Origin of the sequence: Archangium lansingense (assembly GCF_026626635.1) — a bacterium.
Lineage (GTDB): Bacteria > Myxococcota > Myxococcia > Myxococcales > Myxococcaceae > Archangium > Archangium lansingense.
The window spans coordinates 13,682,214-13,705,805 of record NZ_JAPNKA010000001.1 but is presented as its reverse complement, the minus strand read 5'-3'; the positions used below and the strand labels follow the sequence as shown (position 1 = coordinate 13,705,805).

The 23,592-nt window shown below is 68.5% G+C and carries 23 protein-coding genes; 6 read left to right on the top strand and 17 right to left on the bottom strand.

What is annotated here, in order from left to right; genetic code table 11:
• Positions 1-280 precede the first annotated feature (280 nt).
• Positions 281-928: a tetratricopeptide repeat protein gene (locus OV287_RS55595; RefSeq protein ID WP_267542222.1), complete on the top strand. Its 648-nt coding sequence runs from the start codon at positions 281-283 to the stop codon at positions 926-928.
• Here the strand turns inward: OV287_RS55595 and OV287_RS55590 are convergent.
• Positions 853-2,154: a glycosyltransferase gene (locus OV287_RS55590; protein ID WP_267542221.1), complete on the bottom strand. Its 1,302-nt coding sequence runs from the start codon at positions 2,152-2,154 to the stop codon at positions 853-855. The two genes, OV287_RS55595 and OV287_RS55590, sit on opposite strands and share 76 nt — an antisense overlap.
• Positions 2,155-2,202: 48 nt before the next feature.
• Complete coding sequence (locus OV287_RS55585) at positions 2,203-2,499, bottom strand: hypothetical protein (protein ID WP_267542220.1); 297 nt, start codon at positions 2,497-2,499, stop codon at positions 2,203-2,205.
• A gap of 196 nt (positions 2,500-2,695) precedes the next feature.
• On the opposite strand from OV287_RS55585, the gene OV287_RS55580 reads away from it, so the two are divergent.
• Positions 2,696-4,048, top strand: a complete 1,353-nt coding sequence (locus OV287_RS55580) for an RtcB family protein (RefSeq protein WP_267542219.1) — start codon at positions 2,696-2,698, stop codon at positions 4,046-4,048.
• A gap of 111 nt (positions 4,049-4,159) precedes the next feature.
• On the opposite strand, the gene OV287_RS55575 is transcribed toward OV287_RS55580, so the two are convergent.
• A complete protein-coding gene (locus OV287_RS55575) occupies positions 4,160-4,510 on the bottom strand; it encodes a hypothetical protein (protein WP_267542218.1) in 351 nt (116 codons plus the stop codon).
• Between the two features lie 469 nt (positions 4,511-4,979).
• On the opposite strand from OV287_RS55575, the gene OV287_RS55570 reads away from it, so the two are divergent.
• Entirely contained in the window at positions 4,980-5,879 is a 900-nt protein-coding gene (locus OV287_RS55570; protein ID WP_267542217.1) for a TIGR02266 family protein, read from the top strand.
• A gap of 121 nt (positions 5,880-6,000) precedes the next feature.
• Here OV287_RS55570 and OV287_RS55565 read toward each other — a convergent pair whose 3' ends face one another.
• The gene (locus OV287_RS55565) at positions 6,001-6,636 is read right to left on the bottom strand and encodes a LysE family translocator (RefSeq protein ID WP_267542216.1); all 636 of its coding nucleotides are present in this window, start codon (positions 6,634-6,636) and stop codon (positions 6,001-6,003) included.
• Between the two features lie 123 nt (positions 6,637-6,759).
• On the opposite strand from OV287_RS55565, the gene OV287_RS55560 reads away from it, so the two are divergent.
• A complete protein-coding gene (locus tag OV287_RS55560) occupies positions 6,760-7,710 on the top strand; it encodes a helix-turn-helix transcriptional regulator (protein ID WP_267542215.1) in 951 nt (316 codons plus the stop codon).
• Between the two features lie 74 nt (positions 7,711-7,784).
• Here the strand turns inward: OV287_RS55560 and OV287_RS55555 are convergent, their stop codons facing one another.
• From OV287_RS55555 to OV287_RS55540, 4 genes are read right to left on the bottom strand one after another with little or no spacing between them, the layout of a single operon-like run.
• Positions 7,785-8,312 carry a hypothetical protein gene (locus OV287_RS55555; RefSeq protein ID WP_267542214.1) on the bottom strand — a complete coding sequence of 176 codons (528 nt, stop codon included), beginning with the start codon at positions 8,310-8,312 and terminating at the stop codon, positions 7,785-7,787.
• Entirely contained in the window at positions 8,309-9,322 is a 1,014-nt protein-coding gene (locus OV287_RS55550; RefSeq protein ID WP_267542213.1) for a M28 family peptidase, read from the bottom strand. The genes OV287_RS55555 and OV287_RS55550 overlap by 4 nt, the downstream gene beginning before the upstream one ends.
• Positions 9,319-9,852 (bottom strand): hypothetical protein, encoded by a 534-nt coding sequence (locus tag OV287_RS55545; RefSeq protein ID WP_267542212.1) that lies wholly within the window; start codon positions 9,850-9,852, stop codon positions 9,319-9,321. Before OV287_RS55545 ends, OV287_RS55550 begins: the two co-directional genes overlap by 4 nt.
• Positions 9,853-9,895: 43 nt before the next feature.
• A complete protein-coding gene (locus tag OV287_RS55540; protein WP_267542211.1) occupies positions 9,896-10,552 on the bottom strand; it encodes a site-2 protease family protein in 657 nt (218 codons plus the stop codon).
• Between the two features lie 199 nt (positions 10,553-10,751).
• Here OV287_RS55540 and OV287_RS55535 point away from each other — a divergent pair, with 199 nt between their 5' ends.
• Positions 10,752-11,684: an MBL fold metallo-hydrolase gene (locus tag OV287_RS55535; protein ID WP_267542210.1), complete on the top strand. Its 933-nt coding sequence runs from the start codon at positions 10,752-10,754 to the stop codon at positions 11,682-11,684.
• Positions 11,685-11,749: 65 nt separating this feature from the next.
• Here OV287_RS55535 and OV287_RS55530 read toward each other — a convergent pair whose 3' ends face one another.
• From OV287_RS55530 to OV287_RS55490, 9 genes are all read right to left on the bottom strand, one after another.
• Positions 11,750-14,029 carry an ATP-binding protein gene (locus OV287_RS55530; protein ID WP_267542209.1) on the bottom strand — a complete coding sequence of 760 codons (2,280 nt, stop codon included), beginning with the start codon at positions 14,027-14,029 and terminating at the stop codon, positions 11,750-11,752.
• Positions 14,030-14,292: 263 nt separating this feature from the next.
• Positions 14,293-15,282, bottom strand: a complete 990-nt coding sequence (locus OV287_RS55525; RefSeq protein ID WP_267542208.1) for a hypothetical protein — start codon at positions 15,280-15,282, stop codon at positions 14,293-14,295.
• A gap of 102 nt (positions 15,283-15,384) precedes the next feature.
• Positions 15,385-16,545: an App1 family protein phosphatidate phosphatase gene (locus tag OV287_RS55520; RefSeq protein ID WP_267542207.1), complete on the bottom strand. Its 1,161-nt coding sequence runs from the start codon at positions 16,543-16,545 to the stop codon at positions 15,385-15,387.
• A 72-nt stretch (positions 16,546-16,617) separates the two neighbouring features.
• On the bottom strand, positions 16,618-17,247 hold the full coding sequence (locus tag OV287_RS55515) for a YdcF family protein (protein ID WP_267542206.1): 630 nt from the start codon (positions 17,245-17,247) through the stop codon (positions 16,618-16,620).
• 37 nt (positions 17,248-17,284) lie between these two features.
• Positions 17,285-18,376, bottom strand: a complete 1,092-nt coding sequence (locus tag OV287_RS55510) for a hypothetical protein (RefSeq protein ID WP_267542205.1) — start codon at positions 18,374-18,376, stop codon at positions 17,285-17,287.
• A 31-nt stretch (positions 18,377-18,407) separates the two neighbouring features.
• Complete coding sequence (locus tag OV287_RS55505; RefSeq protein WP_267542204.1) at positions 18,408-18,932, bottom strand: hypothetical protein; 525 nt, start codon at positions 18,930-18,932, stop codon at positions 18,408-18,410.
• Between the two features lie 78 nt (positions 18,933-19,010).
• Positions 19,011-19,952: an HNH endonuclease gene (locus OV287_RS55500; RefSeq protein WP_267542203.1), complete on the bottom strand. Its 942-nt coding sequence runs from the start codon at positions 19,950-19,952 to the stop codon at positions 19,011-19,013.
• 218 nt (positions 19,953-20,170) lie between these two features.
• Positions 20,171-22,009, bottom strand: coding sequence for a serine/threonine protein kinase (locus OV287_RS55495; protein ID WP_267542202.1), 1,839 nt, complete (start codon positions 22,007-22,009; stop codon positions 20,171-20,173).
• On the bottom strand, positions 22,006-22,866 hold the full coding sequence (locus OV287_RS55490; RefSeq protein WP_267542201.1) for a DUF2381 family protein: 861 nt from the start codon (positions 22,864-22,866) through the stop codon (positions 22,006-22,008). The genes OV287_RS55495 and OV287_RS55490 overlap by 4 nt, the downstream gene beginning before the upstream one ends.
• 127 nt (positions 22,867-22,993) lie before the next feature.
• Here OV287_RS55490 and OV287_RS55485 point away from each other — a divergent pair, with 127 nt between their 5' ends.
• Entirely contained in the window at positions 22,994-23,521 is a 528-nt protein-coding gene (locus tag OV287_RS55485) for an SMI1/KNR4 family protein (protein WP_267542200.1), read from the top strand.
• Positions 23,522-23,592: the final 71 nt, after the last annotated feature.

Below are 23,592 nucleotides of genomic sequence, written 5' to 3'. Positions count from 1 at the left end.
TGCGAAGCCGGCCGCGAATTACAGGCTGGAGCGGGGCCGCCCTCCCTTCTTACAGGGTCCGGGAAGGCGGTTTGAACCGGGAGCCACCGGAATCCTCCGGGTAGGGCGCGGACCGACCTTCGGGCTGCCGGGAGGAGAACAGCGGGAATGCTGGAGTGAGGACGGAGCTCTCGTCCCGGGGAACACCCTTGCCCGGACAGGCCCCGGCACAGCCCATGCTTGTACCTCCGGCGGACAGGGCTGGCGAAAGTGGTTCTCGGGGGCAGGGCCGGGGGTGGTGATGGGTGTGCGGGAGTTGAAGGAGCGAGCGCTGGACCTGTACTCGAGGCGGAAGTTCGCCGAGTGCGCGCGCACCTACGGGAAGCTGTTGGAGCTGGAGCCGAGGGACCCGCACCTCTACGTGCGCCACGCCGAGGCGTGGAGGCGAGCGGGAGACAAACAGAAGGCACTCAACTCTTACCGGACGGCGGCGGAGCTGTTGCTGCAGCTTGGGTGTGAGGCGCGAGCGCGAGCGGCGTTGAAGGTGGCGCTGGAGCTGGACCCGAGGGACAACGAGGTGGCGCGGGCCCTGGAGCAGCTATCTCCCGCACACGCGCAGCGCCAGGCAGTGCACGTGCCCCCACCGATGCCGCCGCCCTCGCGCATCCCCGAGCACAAGCGAGACATGGTGGAGCTGCACACGCGGCAAGCGAACGTCCCGGGGCGGCTGGCCCTGCCACCGTCTCCAGCCTCGACCTCGGAGCCCCTGCCGTCTCCGGCCGAGGTGCGGAGGCTGTCGGGGAACACGCTCGCGCTGAGGGCGGCGCCGGGGACGCGCTGGGTGGTGATCTCCTCGCGCACGCCGCTGACAGCCTACGAGGTGGACGACCTCGAAAGGGTGATGTCGCGGGAGTTCACGCTGGAGGTGACCGTCACACCCGAGGAGTGAGCCCCTCCGGCGGCCCGCTCGAGCAGTTCCACGGCCGCCGCCAGGGAATCCCTCTCACGGACCCGCTCGCCGACCCGGGCGGCGCGCTCGCGCATGGCGGAGTCCTCGCGGATGTGGATGAGCGCGCGCACCAGTCGCTCCACTCCGAGCTGCCCGCGGGTGAGCGAGGTCCCAATCCCGGCGGTGCACACGTAGTGCGCATTCATGAACTGATCCACCATGTGGGGAACGACGACCTGGGGAACACCCGCCCGAGTGGAGGCGGAGGTGGTGCCCGCGCCGCCGTGGTGGACGATGCCGGCCAGCCGGGGGAAGAGCTGCCCGTGGGAGAGCGGCCCCACCACCAGGACGTGTGAGCCCAGACTCTCACCGCCCAGGCCAGCCCAGCCCGAGGACAGCAGGGCGCGGCACCCGGCGCGCCGAGCGGCCTCGGCGAGGGTCAGACTGGTCCGCGCGGCGTCCGAGTCCGGCATGCTGCCAAAGCCGATGTAGATGGGGCGCTCCCCGTCGGCGAGGAACCGCTCGACCTCGGCGGGCAGGGGCCGGGGATCCTCGAGGTGGAAGGCGCCGACTTGAGGCACGGGGAGATCCGGCGGTGCCGGAGCCACCTCCGGGTCGGCGGCCAGCAGCGAGGTGTCAGGGGAGAAGACGTGGCGGATGGCACAGGGGACGGGAGGGAGCCCCTCGCTCTGGCGCCACGTGTTGAGCGAGGGGAGCAGGACGCGGTTGTAGATGGAACGGATGCCCGCCCAGCAGAGCCGGTTGAGCCAGCGCGGCGTCCCGGTGAGGGGAAGCATCACCGGCGGGTGCCAGACCGAGGGCAGGATCTGCGGCGTATACGCGACGTAGCGGTAAGGGACGTGGGCGGCCTCGGCGACACTGCGCGAGGTGAGCGTCGCCCCCGCGCCAACGACCAGGTCGGACCCGCGAGCCAGGGGACGGAGCGACTCCCACTCGGCGCGGACCCCCTCCGGGATGAGGCGGTTCATCAAACGGATGGCGCTCAACGGCCGGTGGGGCTGCAGCTCCGAGCGATGGCGTGTAATCAGCTGCTGGAAATCCATGCCCACGGGCGCGAAGGGCACCCCAAGGGCGCTGGCCTCGGAAGCAAAGGTGGGCGTGGCCGCCAGCAGCGCCTCGTGCCCGGCCCGGCGCAGCGCCAGGGCGAGCGCCAGCATGGGTTGGAAGTCACCACGAGTGCCACACGCCACGACGAGGATGCGCATGGGGCGGAAGTCTATCCGCCCCACCCAATTGGCCGTGAACCAGGCAGGCTAGAGGGTGGCGAAGTCCACCGGCTCCTGCTCGGTGGTGGGCTCCGGCTCGTGGGAGAAGAGCTCCTGCTCGGTGGAGACGTTCTGCTCGGTGGGCTCGAAGGCCTGCACCATGGCCTCACAGTGGTCGCTCTTGCGCTTGGGATGACAGTGGCGCACACCGTAGACGTGGTGGCAACCGCACGCATCCACCCGCTTCTTGCTACACACTGCGGGGTTGAACACCGGGGCCGTCTTCACGTCGACGGGTCCCGCGTTCACGGTGACAGCCACCAACAGCGCTCCGAGAATCCCCATCTCCCTACCCCCCTTGAAGCTCCGGAATAGGAATGGGAATTCTTCAGTGAAGGGGCAACTGCGGGCGCACTATGAACGACACCTGCGACACGCCAGCCGTGGATCGCTCGCAAGGCTGCCCGCTTGCTCTGTCCGTCAGCTTCCAATGGACGGTTCCGTCGCTGCCAACGGTTGAATGACTCCGGGAGAAATCGCCATGAGCTGGACGCAAAGGTTGGAGAAGGTCGCGGAGGGTCACTTCGTCCTGCCCAAGACCAAGACGATGCGGGTGGATGCGCACCTGTTCCTCTCGGACAAGCTGCTGTGGGGCGAGGGTCCCGAGCTGCCCGGCTTGGAAGAGGGCGTCTTCGACCAGGTGGTCAACGCGGCGTCCTTCCCAGGGGTGACGCGGGTGGCGGTGACGCCGGACTGTCACCTGGGCTACGGGGTGCCCATTGGCACGGTGGTGGAGACGGACGGCATCCTGCTGCCCACGGCGGCCGGGTACGACATTGGCTGTGGCATGGTGCAGCTCAAGACGACGCTGACGGCCGAGGACGTGGCGGACAAGGCGAAGCGCCGCCAGTGGATTGACGAGGTGACGAAGCGGATTGCGGTGGGCGTGGGGGCGTCACGGGTACAGAAGCAGCGGAGCGTCAGCGCGCGCACGTTCGCCGAGGTGGTGCGCCACGGGGCGAAAGCACTGGGCCGCAGTGCGTCCACGACGGAGCGCGACTTCATCCCGGTGGAGGATGACCGGGTGGACATCCCGGAGAAGGCCTACGACAAGCGGGACCAGCTGGGGAGCCTGGGCGGGGGCAACCACTTCACGGAGATGCAGGTGGACGAGGACGGCCGCGTGTGGGTGATGTTGCACACGGGGAGCCGAGGCTTCGGGTGGAACATCGCGAAGCACTACTTCGTGGAGGGAGCGGCGGCGCTGGGGCTGAGCAAGCGCAGCGAGGACTTCATCTGGCTGGACGCGGACAGCCGGCTGGGGCGCGAGTACTGGAACCTGCACAACATGGCGGCCAACTTCGCGGTGGCCAACCGGCTCATCATCGGCGAGGCGGTGTGCGCGGCGCTCGAAGAGGTGTTCGGCGGGACGGCGGACATCTACTACGAGATTTCCCACAACCTCATCCAGAAGGAGGCGGGGAAGTTCGTGGCGCGCAAGGGAGCCACGCGAGCGTTCCCGGGAGGGCACCCGGCGCTGCGCAAGACGCAGTGGGAGAAGACGGGACACCCGATTCTGATTCCGGGCTCGATGGAGACGGGCAGCGCCATCCTCTTCGCGGAGGAGGGGGCGGAACGGTCCATCTACTCGGTGAACCACGGCTCGGGACGGAGGATGTCGCGAGGCGAGGCGAGGCGGGTGCTGAACCAGTCCGAGACAGACCAGCGCATGGCGGAGGCGGGCATCCTGCTGAACACGCGGACGACGCCGCTGGACGAGTCCGGGCCCTGCTACAAGAACCTGGACGACGTGCTGGACACGGTGGAGATGGCGGGACTGGCGAAGGTAGACAAGCGCCTCAAGCCCATCGCCTGCATCAAGGGCGCGGACTGAAACCCAAACCGCTGTCCCCATACCCCTTCAGAGCCCCAACCCCTCTCCCTTCGGGAGAGGGACGGGGTGAGGGTACCCGAACCCTGGGTTGTTTCTGTGTCCGTGAGCCCTTTAGCTCGCGCTGTGCGCGGCCCAGGACAGGGCGTGGTGGGCCTCTTCGTCGTGAAGCTGGAGGCCAAGGCGCTCGAGGACAGGGGCCACATATAGGCGGAACAGGTTCTCGTCGGGCACCTGCCAGCCGGGACGGCCCTCTCCGCCACAGTCGAGACAGTGGGGCTCACCGAAGCAGGTGCACGCGCCACATGCGGCGGCGAACTCCGCATTGCGCTCGGCGACGGTCTCATAGGCGGCGAAATCCAAACGCCTGCGAGCCTTGCGACGCCGCTCGCCGCGCAACCGGCCCGCCCTCACGGCCTGATCCTCATTGGTCTGCATCCCTGCCGCGAACTGTCGAGCGTCCATCTGTCCTCCCTGGCGGAGTGAACTGCCCACGTCTTGCGCGTCCATGAGACCCCCTCCCCCCCCGTGCGGGGTGACAGCGCGACAGGCCGGAGCCGTCCGTCTCACCCAACGAACACAGGATAAAGGCTTCTTATGAAAAGCCATATCCCTGACCGTCGATTTGTGGGGTTTCTGGCCAGAAGAGACGTATGGTTTGCTCGTATCAAACAGATACAGTAGCGAGAGCCGGAAATAAGGCTCACCTTTTTTCCATGTCTTCCAATTATTTCACTCTCAAAACCCGAGCGCCGAAGAGCCGGCGCGAAAAGGGAGCATGCCGCGCGAGGTATCACCTCGGCCGTGCCTTGAGAGCCGCTGCGGCGGAGCCCTCTACGCCCCGGGTACGGGAGCGCCCCCACTCTCGGGGCAGGCAGGGAGGCCCGGTGGGCTCGTCGGCACCCGGGAGGACGCGCTAGAGTGGACAGCCGAGATGAACGCGCCGTCCACCGCCGCCGCCCCCACACCCTCCCGCGAGACCGAGCTCGCGCGTGCCGAGTCCGAGCTGGCCAGCCAGGAAGCACGACTCGGTGAGCAGCTCAGCCGAGCGGCTGCGGAAGCCGAGACCCACTCTCACCGGCTGATGGAGCTGCGGCAGCAGGTGGAGCGGGGATTGGCCGAGCGCCCAGCAGACGAGCATGTGCGAGGAGCAGGCGCGCGGCTCGAATCGGCCTCGGTGCACACGGGCTCCACGGAGGACGCGCGGGAGCGGGCGCTGTCGGCCCGGCACGAGGCGCTGGAGGCCCGGCGCCGGGGGCTGGAGGAAGCCCAGCGGGCGCTGCAGTCGCTGCAACACCTCAACACCCGGGCGCAGCAGGACCTGGCCGAGGCCGAAGCGGGGTTGAAGCGCTCGACGGAGGCAGCGGCGCGGGCCCAGCGGGAGAGGGAGGCTGCGGCGCGTCAGCGCGAGCGCGAGGCCACCCAGGCGAAGGCGGCGCGCCCGGTGGAGAGGGCGCAGGCGAAGGGGAACACGACGCAGGTGGATCCAAACCCGCAGGGCGCGCGGACACGGGTGCGGATGGTGGCGGCGATCGACCAGGGCAGCGACTCGAACTTCTTCACGGGCTTCACCACGAACATCAACGAGGGCGGCATCTTCGTGGCAACAGTGCAGTCGGTGCCGCGAGGAACAACGGTGGACGTGGACGTCCTGCTGCCGGGAACGCGGGCGATGCAGGTAACGGGGGTGGTGCGCTGGACGCGCGAGGTAAACGACAAGACGCCCGAGCTGATGCCAGGGCTGGGCGTGAAGTTCACCTACCTGCCGCCGGAAGTGACCTCGGTCATCTCGGACTTCGTGGTCTCACGCGAGCCGATGTTCTTCCCGGACTGAGGCACCACCAAACCCCTCGGTGTTCCCCAGTCCCCGACTCCGCCCAATTTCCCCTCGCCCTCCGGGAGAGGGACGGGGTGAGGGTGCCACGCGCCCAGAGTTGAACCCGTGAGCCGGCGGCTCAAGCGCTGCGCCAGCCCTCGAAGACCGTGAGAACGGCGGCGAACATCATGAGCCCGCCGACGAGCCGAGCAGCCGCGACGTTGGCGGCGGGATTGGACTCGAGCCAGCCGCGAGCGCGGTCAGCGACCAGAGCGATGGCGCCATAAACAACACACTGCGTCACCGCGATAATGGTGCCGAGCACAATGGCCTGAAGCCAGATGGGTCCGTACTCCGGCCGCACGAACTGCGGGAACACAGCGAGCATGAAGAGGTAGGCCTTCGGATTGAGGAGGCAGGTCAGCACTCCGCGGCGGAACGTGGCCGCGGGTGAGTGCTTCTCCCCGAGGGGAGTGGCCGAGAAGGCGGCGCCGCTCCTGAACAGGGAAACGCCAATCCACGCCACGTACAGGGCGCCGATCCACAGCAACACGTTGAACGCGGACGGCACGACCTTCAGCAGCACGGCGACGCCCGTCGCCCCAGCAGCCACGTGACAGACGCCACCGGCGATGATCCCCGCCACGGCGGAGAAGCCCGCTCTGCGACCACCCGTCAGAGAGCTGGCGAGGACAAACGCCATGTCGAGGCCCGGAAGGATGATGACCCCGAACACCAGGACGAAGAAGAGCCACAGATGAGCGGTCTGCTCCATGAAGAGGACTCCCGAAGAAAGAGATGACCCGTGGCCACGCTGGCGCGCGAGGCGGGGTGACGGAAAGCACGCTAGGGGGTAAATAGGGCGGAATCAGCCCTCATTCGAACCGAGCCTGTCCTCATGTCCCGCCCCACGACGCGCGTGCTCACCGTGCTCGAGCTGCTGCAGACCCACGGCCGGATGAGCGGCGCGGAGCTGGCGCGGCGGCTGGAGGTCGATCGCCGGACGGTGCGCCGCTACATCGCGATGCTGGAGGAGCTCGGCATTCCCATCACCGCCGAGCGCGGACGCGATGGCGCATACATGCTGGTGGCGGGCTTCAAGCTGCCGCCGATGATGTTCACCGAGGACGAGGCCCTGGCCCTATCGGTCGGACTACTCGCGGCGCGAGGGCTGGGGCTCGCGGAAGCAGCGCCCGCCGTGGCCAGTGCACAGGCCAAGCTCGAGCGGGTGATGCCGGCCAGCGTGAAGCGGCGCGTGCGCGCGGTGGACGAGACAGTGACGCTCGACCTCTCTCGCTCCACCGCACCTGGAGACAACGCCGCACTGGTTGCGCTGAGCGCTGCATCCCAGGCCCAGCGACGCGTGCGCCTGCACTATCGCGCGGCGGAACATGAGGAGACCGAGCGCGACTTCGACCCGTACGGCCTCGCCTGGCGAGGCGGGCGCTGGTACGCCGTGGGAATCTGCCACCTGCGCAACGGGCTGCGCTCGTTCCGGCTGGACCGAGTGCGGTCCGTGCAGCCGCTGGACGTGAGCTTCACCCGCCCGGAGGGCTTCGACGCACTGGAACACCTGACGCTGTCGGTTGCGACGCTGCCACGCGCGTTCGCCATCGAGGTGCTGCTCGAGACAGACCTCGAGACCGCACGGCGCGGAGTGTTTCCCTCGTTCGGCGTGCTCGAACAGGTGGCTGAGGGAGTGCTGCTGCGCGGCCAGAGTGATGACCTCGGCTGGTTCGCGCGGGAGCTGGCGCGGCTGCCCTTTGCCTTCGAGATCAAACAGCCGGACGCCTTGCGCGAGGAGCTCGCATCCTGCGCCCGACGATTGCTCCAGCAGGCCAGGGGCTGAGGCTGCATACCAGCTCGAGTGCTATAGACGCCGGCTCCCGACGAGGATTCCTCTCCCGAAGGGAGAGGGAGACGTCACAACGCCACGCCCACCTCGAGCAGGGTGAGTCCGTAGAGCAGTCCGAGCCCGGGCCGATCGGTGCCAAAGCCCACGCCCAGCTCCAATGCGGACACCTGCGCTCGCCCCAACGTGAAGCGCGCGGGCGCCAGCGTCAGTCCGAGCCCCACCGAGGGTCCCGGCACCGGCACGGCGTGCTCGGGTGTCAGGAAGTCCATCCTGTCTCCAAACAGGCCCGTGAGGCTCACCAGCGCCGCGGGCGCCCACCACCCCTGGCGCTGCACTCCCGCGCCCACTCGCACCGAGTACGCCGTGCCCAGGCCCGTGAGCGCACTCGCGTCCACCTGCAACAACCACCGTCCATCCACCGTGTCGCGCAGACCGAAGCCGCCGCCCACCCCACCGTGGGTGCGCGCCGGCGACAGGTACAGCGCCGCCCCCGAGCGCGCGTACAGCGAGAACTGGTGGCGTGAGGGCTCGGCCTCCTCATGCGGAACCGGCGAGGTGGCCAGGGCCGAGAGCACAAGCAGCGCGGAGACGCTCATGGCAGCGGCCCCTCCGCCCAGAAGGAGAGCCCGGCGGCGGACAGCCGGGTGACATCAGTGAGGAAATCCAGGTCGAGCGTGGAAGGCACGTCGGTGTCTCGGTGGTAGTTCGGGTTGCGGAAGTTGGCGGTGTCGGTGAGGAAGAGCGCGCTGTGGCCGGCCATCCAGAAAGGTGCATGGTCGCTGCGCATGAGGTTGCCCGAGGCAGGGCCGGAGCCGTCCTTCGGCGCCACCAGGCCCAACAGGAAGCCGTCGTACCCCAGCCGCGAGGAGATGGCGTACAGCTCCTCCAGCCGAGGACGGGACTGGGCGTTGGCCACCGCGGCGAGGAAGTCTCCCGTGTTGGGCATGGGCAGGCCCGGCAGGCCCTGCTGCGCTCCCGGGCGTGCATCCCTGTAGCCGACGCAGTCGAAGATGATCGACGCGACGATCTCCTCTCCCGGACGGGCCTGCACGTAGCGCGTGCTGCCCACCAGCCCGAGCTCCTCCAGGTCGAAGCCCACGAAGCGCACGGTGCGCGCGAAGCGCTTGCCCGCGGCCAGCCGCGCCATCTCCAGCATCGCGGCCACTCCCGAGCTGTTGTCGTCCGCGCCCGAGTAGTACGCGTCGTAGTGGGCGCCCACCACCACCACCTCGTCGGGGTGCTCGGCACCAGGCAACTCGGCGATGACGTTGATGGTGGGGAAGCGCTCATCCTCCGTCTCGTGCGTGCTGACGGTGTAGCCGAGCGCCTCGAAGCGCTCGCGGACGAGCTGCCGGGCCTTCTCCCGGGTGACGTGGCACACGGGTCGGCGCGTGGTGTCGATCACCGAGGTATCGAAGAGAGCGCAGTCCAGCGGGGTGTCGCTGTCATGGGCCTCGACGAGCGCCTCCACGTCCGTCCCCAGCCTGACCTTCTCCACACCCGCGGAGAAGTCCCCAGCGCGAGAGACGGCAGCGTCTTCGACGGAGGGCCGCGAGGCACAGGAGCTCACGGTGAGCAGCAGGAGCGCGGCGGACAGGGTCCTCACAGCGTCACCCCCAGGTGGACGAGGCCGAACTGCAGGCGCAGGGTAGAGCCGGGCTGGTTGAGCGCGGTGCCCCACTGCACCTCCAGGGCGCTCACGGTGAAGCGCTGAAACGCGAAGCGCAGGGGGGCGGCGTGCACGGCCACGTAGGCGGGCCCGAGCTGCATGGCCTGCTGGCGCGAGAGGTCATCCGGGAAGCCGCCCACGGGCGAGATGATGACGGGCAGGCCGCTCACCCCCAACTCGGGGCCCACGGCGGGCTGCCACCGCCCCAGCTTCGTGGAGAGCAGAGCGCGAGCATAGACCTCGACCGGGAGGTTGCCTCGGCCGGAAGGTGCCCAGCGCAGGCCGCCACCGAGCCGCCAGGAGCCAAGCTCGTACGCGTAGGCGGCCTCGAGACCCAACCGGGGAGCGGTGACGTTGTAGACGCCGCCGTTGGTGAGGGTGACGGCGGTGACGCCGAGGGACACATCGTGTCCGGCGGCTGCGGCACCGGGGAGGAGCGCGGCGGCGAGGAGCAACCAGGGACGCATGGGCGCGGACTGTACTCCGCCGCCCACGGGCGAGCGAGGATGCCTACGTCCCGATGAGGGCCACGGTGGCGATGAACTGGTGCAGCAGCCCGACCACGTACCGCGTGGGCCCGGAGATGAGCCCGCGGCCGAAGAAGACGACGGCGAGCAGCAGCAGGGGCCCGAGCGCGAGCACCTTCTGCCAGTGGCCCTGCAGCCGGTAGGGCAGGAGCCCCTCGACGATGCGGCTGCCATCGAGCGGCGGCACGGGCAGCAGGTTGAAGATGGCCAGACCCACGTTGGCCACCAGCATGATCTGCAGGAAGAACTCGAGCCCGGGGTTGGTGGGGAGGAAGCTCGGGTTGATGCGGAAGGTGATGCCGTAGATCAGAGCACTCAGCGCCGCCAGGATGAGGTTGGAGATCGGCCCGGCCGCGGCGGTGATCATCATGCCGGTGCGCATGGTGACATCGCGGCGGAAGCGCGTGGGGTCCACGGGCACGGGACGGGCCCAGCCAAACGGGATGCCCAGCAGCGGCAGCAGCAGCGTGCCGATCGGATCGATGTGCGCCATCGGATTGAGGGTGAGGCGCCCCTGACGCTCGGCGGTATCGTCTCCGAGGCGCCACGCACTCCAGGCGTGAGCGAACTCGTGCACGGAGAGCGACAGGACGAGCGGAATGAGCATCAACGCCCGTTGGAGCAAGGGGTTCGAATCCATGTGGTACCACCCAATAAAAGAAGGACGGACAGGGCGCCAGGAGAAGTAGACACGACTCCCCAGCAGGCAGCCAGTCGGCCCACCACTCCCCTGCTCCCCGTTCCACAGTCCCTGGCCTGTCCCCGGGCCGCACCCCACCTTTGCGGCGAACGGAGCCAGGGCCAGGCAGGGCTGGCCGAGGGCGGAAGGGAGCCGCGGGATGCGCGTCCACCACTTGAATTGCGTCACCATGTGCCCGCTGGGAGGGCGGTTGATGGATGGGCGTCGCCGGCCGAAGGGCGTGCCCGCAGCGCTGGTGTGCCACACCCTGCTGGTGGAGACGGAGCAGGGGCTGGTGCTGGTGGACACGGGCTTCGGGCTGGAGGACGTGCGCAACCCGAGGCCGCGGCTGAGCCCCTTCTTCCTGAAGCTGAACCGCCCGCGCTTCAACGAGGAGATGACGGCGGTGCGCCAACTCGAGCGCCTGGGCTTCAAGGCCGGGGACGTGCGGCACATCGTGCTGACGCACCTGGACTTCGATCATGCCGGAGGGCTGGACGACTTCCCGGCGGCGCGGGTGCACGTGATGGCGGCCGAGGCGGAAGCCGCGGTGGCGCAGGCAACGTGGCTGGACCGGCGGCGCTTCCGGCCGAGGCAGTGGAGCACGCAGCCGCACTGGATGACGTACCCCATGCCGCGCGGGGGCGAGCGCTGGTACGGCTTCGAATGCGTGCGCGAGCTGGCGGGCCTGCCGCCCGAAATCCTCCTCGTGCCGCTGGTAGGACACACGCTGGGGCACGCAGGCGTGGCGGTCCAGCTCGCCGACAAGTGGCTGCTGCACGCGGGCGACGCGTACTTCTTCCACGAGGAGCTGGACCCGCACCAGCCGCGGTGCACTCCAGGCCTGAGGGCCTACCAGGCGTTCATGCAGAAGGACGGCCGGCTGCGAAGAATCAACCAGGAGCGGCTGAGGGATTTGGTGCGCCTGCATGACCCAGACGTGCGCGTCTTCTGCGCGCACGACGCGGTGGAGTTCGAGCGCCTGGAGGAGGAGTCGCGCATCCGGGAGACCCTGGCCCCGAGTGGCCCGGCCCCGGTGGAACGGACGCCCGAGCTCCCCGAGCCGCCCGTGCCGCACATCCCGACGGTGTGAGCCCTCGGGCTACAGCTTGATGTTCTCGTGCTTCACCAGGGCGGTGAGCGCCTCGTTCCGGCGGCTCAATGCACCATCCCCGAGGGCTGTACGCTGGCATCCACTTCCCTGCTCGCCGAGGCGAGGGGCAGTTCGACGGTGAACGTCGCGCCCTCCCCCTCCCGGCTCTCCACGTGGACGCTGCCCCCATGCGCCTCCACCAACTGCCGGACAATGTAGAGGCCCAGCCCGAAGCCCTCCTTCTTCTCGCCCTTGGCCGGAGCCTTCTTGAAGCGCTCGAAGATGGTGCGCTGCTGCTCCGGGGGAATGCCCGGCCCCTGGTCACGCACGATCAGCCTCCCGTGGTCATCCGTGCGCTCCACGCGCAGCTCGATGGGCCGGCCCCTGCCGTACTTGAAGGCATTGGACAGCAGGTTCGTCAGCACCCGCTCCAGCCGCAGCCGGTCCCACCGCCCCACCACCCCCAGCTCCACGCTCAGCACCAGCCGGCACCCCATCTCCGCCGCCTGCTCGGCGTGCCGCCCCACCGCCTCGTGCGCCAGCTCCGCCAGGTCCACCTCCCCCACCTCCAGGTCCAGCTTCCCCGAGGACAGCCGCGAGAGGTCCAACAGGTTGTGCAGCAACCGCCCCAACCGCTGCGTGTGGCGCACCGCCGAGGTGAGCACCTCGCGCCGCTTCTCCGGGTCCGACGGGGGCGAGCGCTTCAGCTTGCCCAGCATGAGCTGCAGCGCTTGCAAGGGATTGCCCAGGTCGTGCGCCGCCACGCCGATGAGATCCAACGCGGCCTGGGCCTCCCGCAGCAGCCGCGCGTTCTCCAGCGAGAGCGCCGCCCGGCCCGCCAGCTCCTCGACGAACACCTGGTCCGTCTCCGTGAAGCGCCGATCCTCGCTATGGGACAACAGCATCATCACGCCCACCGCGCGCCCTCCCGCGCGCAATGGCACCGACAGGTACGAGACGGTCCCCAGCTTCTCGAAAGCCTCCAGCTCGTCGGCATCGCTGGACGCCTTCTTCCAGATCTCCGGCGTCACCTCGAAGATGCGCTCCGTCTTCCCCAGGTGCAGCGTATTCCACGCCCCATACGGCCGACCCGGCTTCGGCCCGCCACAGTGGCGAATGAGCTCCCAGAAGATGCGCTCCTTCTCCTCGGAGACGTGGATGATCGCATGAGGCTCCAGCTCGCCCGCGGGTGAGAGCAAGAAGAGCAGGCACCCATCCGCCAGCTCCGGCACCAGCAGCTGCGCCAGCGACACCACCGCCTGGTCCGGATCCTTCTCCGTGAGGAAGAGGCGATCTGCCTCGATGAAGAGGTGCTGGGCCCGCTCCAGGCGCTTGCGCTCGGAGCTGTCGCGCGTGAGCGCCGCGAAGCCCTCGAGCCGTCCGTCCGCACCACGCAACGCGGTGACGAGTGACTCGGCCCAGAAGCGCGAGCCGTCCTTGCGCAGCCCCTGGCCCTCCCACTCCAGCCGCCCCTCCCGCGCCGCCCACTCCAAGTCCTTGCGTGGCTGGCCCTCCGCCCGCGCCTCCGGCGTATAGAAGACCGACGCGCTGCGGCCGATGATCTCCTCGGCCCGCCAACCCTGGATGCGCTCGGCGCCGGGATTCCAGCTCACCACCCGGCCCTCCGGGTCCAACATGTAGAGGGCGTAGTCCTTCACCCCCTCCACCAACAGCCGGAAGCGCGCCTGGCTGGCCTGGGCCTCGTGGTGCAGGGGCCTCAGCGCGCGGGTGAGCACCCAGGCCAACCCCATCGCCACCAGCAGCCCCAGCGTGGCCACGAGGATGATGAGCCAGAAGGCCCGCTGCTCGGCCCGGTTGGCCTGCAGGGCCCGCTGGGAGAACGCGTCCTCCGTGTACCAGACCAGCCAGTCCAACACCTCGTACGTCTGGTGGCGGGCCGCGTCCATCCTCTCGCGGCGCGCCGCCAGCTCCTCCCCGGAGACGCCCCGCTGCCGGGCCTCCCTCAGCGCCCAGGTGGCGTCCTCGTGCTCCTGCTCGGCCTGGGCCAGCCCGTCCAACAGCCCATGCTCCTTCTGACCCTCCTCGCGCGAGCGCAGAGCCTGCAGCAGCGTCTGAAACAGGAGTCGGGCCTGCCGCTCCTCCTCCCGGTAGGACTCCGCCCCCGTCAACTCGTAGCTCTGCTGGCTGGCCAGCTTGTCACTGAAGGCCCGGTGCAATTGCTCCACCGCCACCCGGTGCCGCACACAGCTCTCGGAGAGCTGCTCGCTGCCGGTGAGCACCGAGCGCAAGGCGAGCGCGGTGATCGCCCCGATGGCCAAGGCGACCACCAACGAGGCGGCCAGTCCCACCGCGATGCGCCTCGCGAAAGACCAGGGACGCCTCAAGCTTCCCCTCCCCCACGCACACGAGCCAGATCCACCCATACAAAGTGGCGCCCTGGCGCACGTGCAGGAATCAGGGCCGCCGGGCAATGGGACGTTGGAAACCAGGCAACGCGCCTGCGCTCGGGGGCAGGCCCCACCGTTCACCACCTGGAGATACAGGCCCGGAGGACCCTTCCGCTCCGAGGGGAGCCGCCCCAGGTTGTGCCCCCAGGGCCTGGCGGGGAAGGCCGTCCCCTCTCCCAGCGGGAGAGGGGCATGCGCGCTCAGGTCTCGTAGGCCGTCTGCTCGAAGACGATGACCTTCCGAGACTGCGGGAAGAGGATGACGTTGAGCCGGAACCAGCCGGAGGCACCCGGAGCCACCAGGCGAGTGTAGTAGTGCGTCATCACCTGCACGTTCTCCACGCCATTGCCGTAGGTGGAGAGGATCTGCGCGTGCAGCGGCTGGAACTCCGAATACAGGTAGCCGTAGAGCTGGGCATAGGTGAGCGCGGTGCCCGCGTCGTAGCCGTACTCCTGGTACTCCTGGAAGCCAAACACCGCCGCGTCCGCCTGGGCCAGGGTGGGCTCACCCGAGTACGGCCAGGCGAAGTCGAACCGGCGCAGCGAGCCCGACGTGTAATGGTACGCGGCCTCGCCGGTGGCGAGCGTGGACTGGAGCTGCGAGGTGATGGCCTGCTCCGTCAGCGTGAGCTGGTAGCCCGCCGGAGCCGGAGCCAGCGTCGAGCACCCACCGCCCACGCAGCCCGTCTGCAGCCGGAACTGCTTGCCAGAGCCGCTGCCCGCGCTCACCACCACCAGGTACTCGCCCGGCTGCGTCAGCGGGACCGAGGCCAGCTTGCTGAGCTGCCCGTAACCGGCGTCGTCGTCCTGAGCCAGCACCGTGGTGCCGTAGCTGCCGGACGCGTTCTTCGGCCCGTACACGAAGAGGCCCGTGTCCAGGTACATGGAGCTGCCCAGGTGCGTCACCTCCAGGCTCACCAACGAGCTGGCCGGCACCTGCACCTTGAACGAGTAGTACTGGGGATTGGTGGTGAAGGACGTCTGCACCGCGCTGCCCAGGTTCACCGAGCCCAGGTGCGTGGTGGAGTCCAAGATGTTGCCGCTGGCCGGCGCGGGCGGCGCGTACAGCACGCCCTGGGTGTTCTCGCCCAGCTCCATCGCCTGCTCCGTCCCGGCCACGTCACCACCACAGGCAGCCAGCACGGCCACCGGCAGCACGAACAACGCCTCCATCAGCTTGCGACCCATCATCTTCCACCTCGGGGTTGGGGGGGCCCCGGGTGTGGCACGGTCAATCCTGCAATTCAAGCAACATTGGACAAAACCCATGATACTAGAACTATCAACCTATGCTCATCCGTGCTCGCGATCGAGCTTGTCGAGCAGGGAGCGAGCCTGGACGTCCTCGGCCTGGTGGGCCTGGACCTCGGCCACCTCTTGCCAGCGGATCCACCCCTGACTGGCGGCGTGGCGCGCGGCCGTCACGGTGTCGTCCACGGTGAGCATCTCGCTGCCGGCGGCGCGGATGTCCGCGGCGATGAAGGCGAGCTCCTTCTCGCGCCCCGCGCGGTGCCACACGTTGCGGATGTAGACGCAGCGGATGCGACCGGGGAACTCGCGCACGATGGTGCGGTAGTGCTCGGCGTCCTCCTGCCCGCTGTCACCAATGAGGATGAAGGGCAGCGACTCCAGCGTGCCCAGCAGCCCGCGAATCTTCTCCAGCTTGTGCCCGTGCCCGCCACCTGGCGCGAAGCCGGTGCGGCTCAGGCCCCAGTCGCGCAACAGCAGCGGCCCGGCGGGAATGCGGTGCAGCTGGAGGAACTCGTCCAGGTGCTCATAGAGGTTCCACGGGCTGGAGGAGACATAGAAGATGGGATTGCCCGCCGAGCCGGTGCTGCCCTGGTGGAGGGCCTCGTAGAAGGCGTCCACGCCCTCGAAGGGCAGACGCGTGCGGTGCTCGGTGAGGAAGAGCGTCCAGGCGCGCTTGAGGAAGTTGGTGACGTTGGTGACGATGACGGTGTCGTCGATGTCGCTGATGACGCCGAACTGGGCCTCGGAGCCGGCCACGAGCACGGGGGCACGCACCCGCGCCACGCCCTGGGGAGCGGGTGACAGCAGCTCCAGCTCCACGTCGTTCCAGCCCGCCGTCGTCCCGGCGGGAGGCTCCACCCACAGCTCGAGGAATCCCTCCTCGTCAGTGGTGCCCTCCCAGCGGTGGTCCGCCCAGCGCACCACCACCTGCGCCCGGGGAATCTCCACGGTGTTGTAGCGCTTCCACGAGGCGATGGCGCTGCCCAGCAGCGTGTGGCGCTTCCAGGGCGGACGCACATGCCGGTCCTCGAGCACACGCGCCTTGATGACGGCCTGCCGAGCTGTCCCATAGCCGCGATAGGGAAGGATGCGCGGCGGACGAGCCAGCCCCAGCTTGCGCCGAACGCGCCAGCCCCAGGATTCGACATGGTGCTCGACGTGGAAGGCGAGCCGGACGAGGGCGTTGGGTGGCTTCCGGGACATAGCCGCCGGAGTCTACCAGCGGCGTGGAGCACGGCTCGCCCGGATTGGTGGGGGGGTACCTCGAGCGAAGGCTCAGGAGGGTTGGCGCGCGAACAGCACGGTGGGATGGAGGAGCAACGCGGCGGCCTCGCGCACCGTCCAGTAGATGCGGTCGACGAGATTCATGTTGCGCTCGGTGAGGTAGGCGGGGCTGGTGACCACCTCGAAGCCATGGAGCCGGAAGTACTGGCGAGCACGCAGCAGGTGGTACGGGTCGGAGACAACCACCACGCGCCGGGCGCCGAGCGAGCGCAGCATGCCGGTGGAGAAGCGCGCATTCTGCTCGGTGGAGTGGCTCTGCTCCTCCAGGAGACACGCCTCCGCGGGGACGCCGAGCCGCACCGCGAGGTCGCGCATGACACGGGCCTCGGAGGGCGGGTTGACGCCCACGCCGCCGGAGAAGAGGAGCCGGGGAGCGAGTCCTTGGTGGTAGAGCTCGACTGCCTTCTCGATGCGAGCGCGCAGAGAGGGAGAGGGCTCGCCGCCGGGAAGCACACGCGCCCCGAGCACCACCAGGACATCGGAGGGGACGGCGCGCTCGTGCTGGCCAAAGCGGTCCACCACGAAGGCCATGCCGTAGAGGCCGAAGGTGGAGACACCCAGGCCCACGAAGAGCCATTTACGGAAGGGACCTGGCCCCTTCCTGAGAGCAAGCGGAGGCATCGCGCGCAGGCTACGCCATCGGCCGCCGCGTGTCCGGTCAGGGCAGGTTCGCCAGCGTGCCCCGGTCCGCGAAGAAGGCCCCGAGGAGCGTGGGAGGCTCGTACAGAGACTCGACCCGGAGTTCCGGCAGGGGGACGTCGGCCAGTTCCAGCGGGAAGGGCCGATAGCCGAACACCTGCTCGATGAGCCGGGCCAGCGTGCCCGCTGCGGCCTTCGCCTCACCGGTGGGGGAGAAGTCGGGTGGCGGCCGGGGGGAGGTGACATCGGGCCGCACCGTTTCCGTGGTCACGTAGACGAGGTACAGCGGCGCGAGGATGGAGACAGCCCCCACCACCCGGGTCACCACCCGTCCTCCATCCGGCAACGGCTGCTCCAGATACACGCAGCAGCGGGAGCAGGCATCCGCCGAGGGATACGTCACATCAGAAACAGGGTGCCCGGGGAACGTGGACCGCACAGCCCGCAGGAAATCAACCCACTCCTTCCAATCATCCCAGGCCTTATCCCGGAGTTCGCGCCACCGCTGGTACTCGGGCGTCCGTCGGAAGGCGGGTTCTTCCTCCTCGTCGTCCTCCCAGGGGGGATAGCCCGCCGGGTAGTAGTGCCGTGCAACGCGGATGAACTCCGCGGTCCGGGGATCGCTCATGGCCTCGGGACGTGGACGAGGCCTGGCCGGCTCCCGGCTCCCGCCCTGCTCTTCTAGAGGAAAATGCAGCTCGAAGCTCAACGAGACCCACTCTGCCCCGTGAGGTTTCAGCTCCAGGAACACCTGCATCGTGCGCGCCTCGGGGTGCACGGTGACATCAAAGGACCGGATGGCCTCGAGGTACTTGCCAAACCTCCCGGGGATTTCCTCATGCACCACTCGGCGGACAAACTCGGCACGCTGCTGTTCGTCCTCCATATCGAGGAGCACATGAAGCGAGCTGCCGAAATCAGGGTCCTCGAGCCTGTCACCACGTCGATTCCCGAGAAAATACGGAAGGTGCACCTTGAACGCACCCAGCCCAGGGTCTTTGAGGGCACCCACCTTGGGAAAGAGCTGAATGGGCCGCTTCTTGCCATCGGGACCGACGGCGTCGATGGGAAGAGGTTGCGTGAGGGCCTTGTACGTACTCGGCTTCTTCATTCAGTCACGGTCCGTGATGGCGGTCGGCGCGTCACTCATAGTCACAATGATAGGGCTCGTTGAAGTGCACGGTCTTCACGCCCTTCATCATGCACTGCCTCACCCGCGCACCTTTGAGCTTCTCGTCGAGCATCAGCACGTAGAGGTCCTTGAATCTGCGGCAGTGGATACCAAGCACTTCCCCCGGATGGGCTTGCGACAGAACCTTGTACATGGCCCGGTTAGCCATGGCTGCTGCCGCCTCCTGGGCAACCTCCAGAGAGATTTCTCCCTGAAATCTGTTATGCACCGGCACGCCAACCTCGAACTGGCAGACGCTAGTGGCTCCCGAGTCCCCCGCCGTGATTCGAGCGTGGATGCAGACCGCCCACCACCCACCCGGTTCATCCTCCGGCCCCGACTTCTCTACCACCCTGGTGAACTCGAAGTGCGCCGGGGTGATTCGGCCGGTGACGGTGTTGCGGCCAGTGGCACAGCCGGTCAGCCCCCCAGCCCCCAGCATCACGCCCACGAGTACCACCAGACGAGGAACCCGTGCGGCCAGCAAGCCCACCATTCGCTCTCTCCCAGGCTGGAACAGGTCTATTCTGTGGGGCAGACCGAAGCGGGGACAAGAGGGTTGCGTCCCCTCAGCTCACCCCGCCCGGCGGAACCGCGCGTACCGTTCTTCCAGGAAACGCTGTCCCGGTTGGTCCTCGATGCGCCGGGGCAGGTGGAGGTGCTGGCCTTGGAAGGCTTTCACCGCGTGCTCCAGTGTCGGGCCATCCCGCGTGTCGAGCAGTGACTTGGACAGCTCGATGACCCCATCGGGCCGGATGCCCATCAGGTCCGTGTCGAAGACTCCGTGATGCAACCGGCAGAGCGCCAGCCCATTGGGCACCACGGGTGCCCCCGTCTCCTCACGGTCCGCCACGATGTGCGCCGCATCCAGCAACTCCTCCCGAGGCAATCTGCACACCGCGCACCGCTTCTCGTACGCCCTCAGCACCTCCAGCCGGAAGCGCGCCTGATGCAGCCTCCGCTTCGTCTGCACCGTGACGTACTCGCGGCGGATCTCAATGGCCCTCGCGTCCGCCACCATCGGTACACGCTGCTCCCGCTCCGCCAGCGCGGCATCATCCACGGAGAGCGTGCACTCCAAACGCTCTCGATCGATGCCCCGGATGAAGATGGGCCAGAGGGGTTGGTAGATGCCCGGCTCGACGGCGAGGAAGTAGATCAGCGGCGTGGACGCCTTCCACGCCTGCTGAAGCAGCCGGTTGTCGTGATTGTCCGGGTCGTCCCCTCGCAACTTGTACGTGAAGACACCGTCCTCGCCCGCGGAGTCCTCGTAGGGCACGGGGCGGTTGCCCCGCGGGATGATGGTCTTGATGGAGAGCGCGGCGCCTCGCATCTCCTTCGGCCGGAAGATGCCTTTCGCCTTGGTGGCGAAGTAGAGGTGCTGGCCCTTGAACTCGAAGCCCTCCTGGATGGTGTCCCACCTCAACGTCGGCCCGTGGCGCGCCACCAGCCACTCCAGGGCCTGGAAGGCGGCGGCGCGGATTTCCCAATCTGGATCGACCGTGGGGAGGACCATCGAGGCCCGGCCAGGCTAACGGGCCAGTCCCCGTTCCACAACCTACCCCCCGGGTCCCCAGCGGGACAGGAGACTCGCCCGTGGGTCCGCTCTTCCACCCCGGGCCTTCGTCGCGTGGCGAGGGAGTGCCCTCCGGCTGCGGTCTTCCGCAACTGGTCCGACCATCGGACCAGTTGGTGCACCTCGCGGCCAGAGGACACCTGCTTCGAGCCCACTCTCTACTCCGGGAAGCGGCGGCCGGGGAGCTGGACGTACGTGTCCACCAGGAGTGTATCGAGAATGGCGGCATCGGGGCCGCGGTACACCACCTTGGCCGGATCGGCGAACTGGATGTTCGTGGGCATGCCGAGCTCGAAGTTCTTCACCCCGAGCTTCCTCCAGTTCCTGTTGTCCACGGCCACGGCACAGAGGGGTGATGGAACGCGACCGGGTGTCGGGTGGAGCGCATCGAGGTAGATGCGGTCGAACTCCATGTAGATGCGCCCCTGATACACCCTCGCCTCACCGGTCACCCAGTGGATCCTCCCGCCGGGAATCACTATCCATCCCTCCACGGGACCGCTTCTGAAGTTGATCACGTTTTCAATCGACCCGGCACCGACCTGGATGCCAGTCGCCAATTCGACATCCGTGAAGGGCTTCTTCTCGAAGCCCAGCTGCACGGCCGTCATGCGGGCCTCGGGAGGACACCGTTCCAGAAACCCCTCGGGGTCGGGGCGCACGGGCGCTCCCGTGCAGGCCAGGAAATGCACCGAGGCGGCACAGACCAGCGTCAGGGTTTCTCCAAAAGACTTCGGCGTGGAGAAGTGCAAGGCTTCGCATCCTTTCTCGAAGGGCGCTGGCGGAACCAGCGCGGTGGGCGCCGCGCCGGAACACACCGCCTCCAGGGCGGACGCGGACACCGTGCGGACGTGTCCCCACCCTATCCCGAGCAGCAGCAGGAAGAGGGCGAGCCCTCCGAGCACCCACTTCCACTTCCCGCGTGACCGCCCGGCCTCCCTCTCCGCATCGCCAGACCCGGACACCCGAGTGCCCTTCTCGGGTGATGAGGGCGGCTCCGCTGCCTCCCGGGCGCCACCCGCTTCCTCCTGCCCGGCCTCCACGGCTGGCACACCGTCCTCGTGCGTGGCGAAGGCATACGGCACCTTCCAGGGCTCCGTGTCCGCCTCGCTTTCCAACAGCCGCATCAGCTCCTCGTGGGCGGCCCTGGCGCTCGGGGGCCGTTGAGCGGGGTCCTTGGCCAGCAGCCGCATCACCAGCCCGCCCAGTCCCGGCGGTACACGCGGCTCCAACCGGCCAGGGTCCACCGGCGGGACGAGCTCGATGGCGAGCAAGAGCTTGTCCAACGGGAGGCGCGGGTTGAAGGGGTGGCAGTCGGTGAGGGCCTCATAGAGCAGGGCACCGAACGCGTACAGGTCCGCCGCGGGGCTCGCGGGGAAGTGCGCGCCCTGCTCCCACTCGCCCCCTCGCAGGAAGGCGGCGACCTCGGGCGGCATGTTGTGGAACGTCACCGGGGGCAGCTCCCGCGTCAGCGTGTACGCCCCAGGCAGGAACACCGCGCCGAAGTCGATGAGGAACGGCTTGTCGTCCCCGTCCCTCACCAGGACATTGTCAGGCTTGATGTCACGGTGGCACACGCCGCGCTCGTGCAGCTCCGCCATCACCAGGGCCAGCTCGCCCGCCACGCGGATGAACCGGCACAGCGGGGCCCGCATCGTCCAGCGCCACACGTTGAAGGTCGAGCCGGGAACGTAGTCGGTGACGAAGAAGAAGTGGCCTCCCTCCAGCTCCGGCCAGCGGCCCAGCTCGCGGACGGTCAGCAGGTTGGGGTGGCGGAAATGCCCCAGGGAGATCGCCTCGCGAAAGGCCCGCTCGTCCTCCCGGGCCTCGTCTTCATCACCCGGCGGGCGCGCCGCGATCTTCATCGTGTAGGACCGCCCTCCACTCTCCACCAGGAAGACGTTCGCGAAGCCACCGCTGCCCAGACGGCGCACCACCTTGTAGTGCCGCACCATGTCCCCGGATTGGAGCAGGTCCGGGTGGAAGGGCTTCGTCATGGAGGAAGTCTCCAGTCCTGGAGTTGCAAAGTCCGCGGGCCGTCCTCCTCCAACATCAAGGACAGACACCCCGCCCCTTCTGGGAGTCGGGTGGAGAAGGTATGGCGTTGCTCCTTTGAACCAGGCACGGAGGAGGTGCTGAAGATGGGCAGAGGCACTTCCTCCCCCGTGCGACCGGCCCAGCATCCTGCTTCCAACCGAACCCGGGTGAGTCGCCATGGAGGAGTGGCTAGACCTGTGGTCTCGATGGCCACGGTGACGAAGAGGCGTCCCCGATCCATCCGGAGAATGGATTCGATCCACCCCCGGACCGGGCCTGAGTGCATGCGCGTCTCACTCTCGTCAGGCATGACGAGCGCCAGCCCCGGGCCCGTGCCCCGCTCATGGCTGGCGAGCAACATCTCCGCCACCGTGCCCACCGCGTCCTCCTCGGGGGCCTCGGGCCTTCGGGCCTCGTGCGGCAGGAAGGACACCAGGGCCTGCAAGTCCACCTCGTCCTCCCGGGTGACGAGCGTCAGTGTCACGGTGCGGGGCTCGCCCGCCTCCGTCCGCCCCGTCACCGGCAGCAGCACGCGCTCGCCCCGCGCCAGGTCGCGCACGGGCACCACCACCAGGGAGCGCGCTCCCACCTGAAACACCCCGATGCGCCCGCTCAGCTCGGGCGTCAGCGTCGCTCGCGGTTCGAGCAGCCCCTCGAAGTCCACCAACGTGGACAGGCGCGCGGCCACGTACAGCACGGGCGGCTCTCCCTCCGGGGTGCCCGCGACGAGCACGGTCCCCTGCCTCGTCTCCCGCCCGGTGGCCGCAGTGGAGAAGAGGAGGACCCAGAGCAGGGCGGACCAAGGACGTGGGCTCACGCGGACTCCATGGGGAGGGCCGCAGGGTAGAGGAGCCCGCCTGCCCGGGCAAGGACTGCTCGACCTCGGCGGTCACTCCGTCACATGTGACTCGCGAAATCACCTCCGGGCCCATAGACTGTGTTCCATGTCCATGACCATCGACCGGTTCATCGAAGCGATTCGTCGCAGCCACTTCCCCAATCCCCCGGCCTCGCCAGAGCAGCTCCAGCACTTCGAGAAGCGCATGGGCTGGCGTCTGGATGAGGAGCTGCGCGCCTTCTACCTGCGCTCCAATGGCGCCGCGCTGTTCCGCCGGCCGGACCCGCCCTACCGCATTCTCTCTCTATCGGAGATCGTCCGGGCGCGGGTGGCCCTCTTCGGCGGCACCGGGGATGGCGACGCGTACGGTGCGGCATCCTGGTTCGTCCTCTGCTCCGTGCAGGACGGGGACTACGCCGCCATCGACGTGCGCCGCGCCGAACACGACCTCCACTCCCTCTTTGACTGCTCCCGGGATTCGCGGCCCGGCTCTTCCGGCTGCACGCAGATCGCCTGGTCCTTCTCCGACTTCCTCGAGCGAGCCCTGGACAGCGACGGCCGCGTCTATTGGCTGGCCAGGGGCTGGACACTCATGACCCCGCCGCGCCCGCCCACGCCCTCCCGGAGGAGGTGAAAGCGGTAAACGTTCCTGGTATCGGCCTGTACCCCGTCGAGGGGACGGGTAGGAGCCAGCCGAGCAGCCCC

Bases quoted from the DNA above. Each gene is read 5' to 3' on its own strand.
- OV287_RS55595 (WP_267542222.1), top strand. From the start codon at position 281: ATGGGTGTGCGGGAGTTGAAGGAGCGAGCGCTGGACCTGTACTCGAGG.
- OV287_RS55590 (WP_267542221.1), bottom strand. From the start codon at position 2,154: ATGCGCATCCTCGTCGTGGCGTGTGGCACTCGTGGTGACTTCCAACCC.
- OV287_RS55585 (WP_267542220.1), bottom strand. From the start codon at position 2,499: ATGGGGATTCTCGGAGCGCTGTTGGTGGCTGTCACCGTGAACGCGGGA.
- OV287_RS55580 (WP_267542219.1), top strand. From the start codon at position 2,696: ATGAGCTGGACGCAAAGGTTGGAGAAGGTCGCGGAGGGTCACTTCGTC.
- OV287_RS55575 (WP_267542218.1), bottom strand. From the start codon at position 4,510: ATGGACGCTCGACAGTTCGCGGCAGGGATGCAGACCAATGAGGATCAG.
- OV287_RS55570 (WP_267542217.1), top strand. From the start codon at position 4,980: ATGAACGCGCCGTCCACCGCCGCCGCCCCCACACCCTCCCGCGAGACC.
- OV287_RS55565 (WP_267542216.1), bottom strand. From the start codon at position 6,636: ATGGAGCAGACCGCTCATCTGTGGCTCTTCTTCGTCCTGGTGTTCGGG.
- OV287_RS55560 (WP_267542215.1), top strand. From the start codon at position 6,760: ATGTCCCGCCCCACGACGCGCGTGCTCACCGTGCTCGAGCTGCTGCAG.
- OV287_RS55555 (WP_267542214.1), bottom strand. From the start codon at position 8,312: ATGAGCGTCTCCGCGCTGCTTGTGCTCTCGGCCCTGGCCACCTCGCCG.
- OV287_RS55545 (WP_267542212.1), bottom strand. From the start codon at position 9,852: ATGCGTCCCTGGTTGCTCCTCGCCGCCGCGCTCCTCCCCGGTGCCGCA.
- OV287_RS55540 (WP_267542211.1), bottom strand. From the start codon at position 10,552: ATGGATTCGAACCCCTTGCTCCAACGGGCGTTGATGCTCATTCCGCTC.
- OV287_RS55535 (WP_267542210.1), top strand. From the start codon at position 10,752: ATGCGCGTCCACCACTTGAATTGCGTCACCATGTGCCCGCTGGGAGGG.
- OV287_RS55525 (WP_267542208.1), bottom strand. From the start codon at position 15,282: ATGATGGGTCGCAAGCTGATGGAGGCGTTGTTCGTGCTGCCGGTGGCC.
- OV287_RS55520 (WP_267542207.1), bottom strand. From the start codon at position 16,545: ATGTCCCGGAAGCCACCCAACGCCCTCGTCCGGCTCGCCTTCCACGTC.
- OV287_RS55515 (WP_267542206.1), bottom strand. From the start codon at position 17,247: ATGCCTCCGCTTGCTCTCAGGAAGGGGCCAGGTCCCTTCCGTAAATGG.
- OV287_RS55510 (WP_267542205.1), bottom strand. From the start codon at position 18,376: ATGAAGAAGCCGAGTACGTACAAGGCCCTCACGCAACCTCTTCCCATC.
- OV287_RS55505 (WP_267542204.1), bottom strand. From the start codon at position 18,932: ATGGTGGGCTTGCTGGCCGCACGGGTTCCTCGTCTGGTGGTACTCGTG.
- OV287_RS55500 (WP_267542203.1), bottom strand. From the start codon at position 19,952: ATGGTCCTCCCCACGGTCGATCCAGATTGGGAAATCCGCGCCGCCGCC.
- OV287_RS55495 (WP_267542202.1), bottom strand. From the start codon at position 22,009: ATGACGAAGCCCTTCCACCCGGACCTGCTCCAATCCGGGGACATGGTG.
- OV287_RS55485 (WP_267542200.1), top strand. From the start codon at position 22,994: ATGTCCATGACCATCGACCGGTTCATCGAAGCGATTCGTCGCAGCCAC.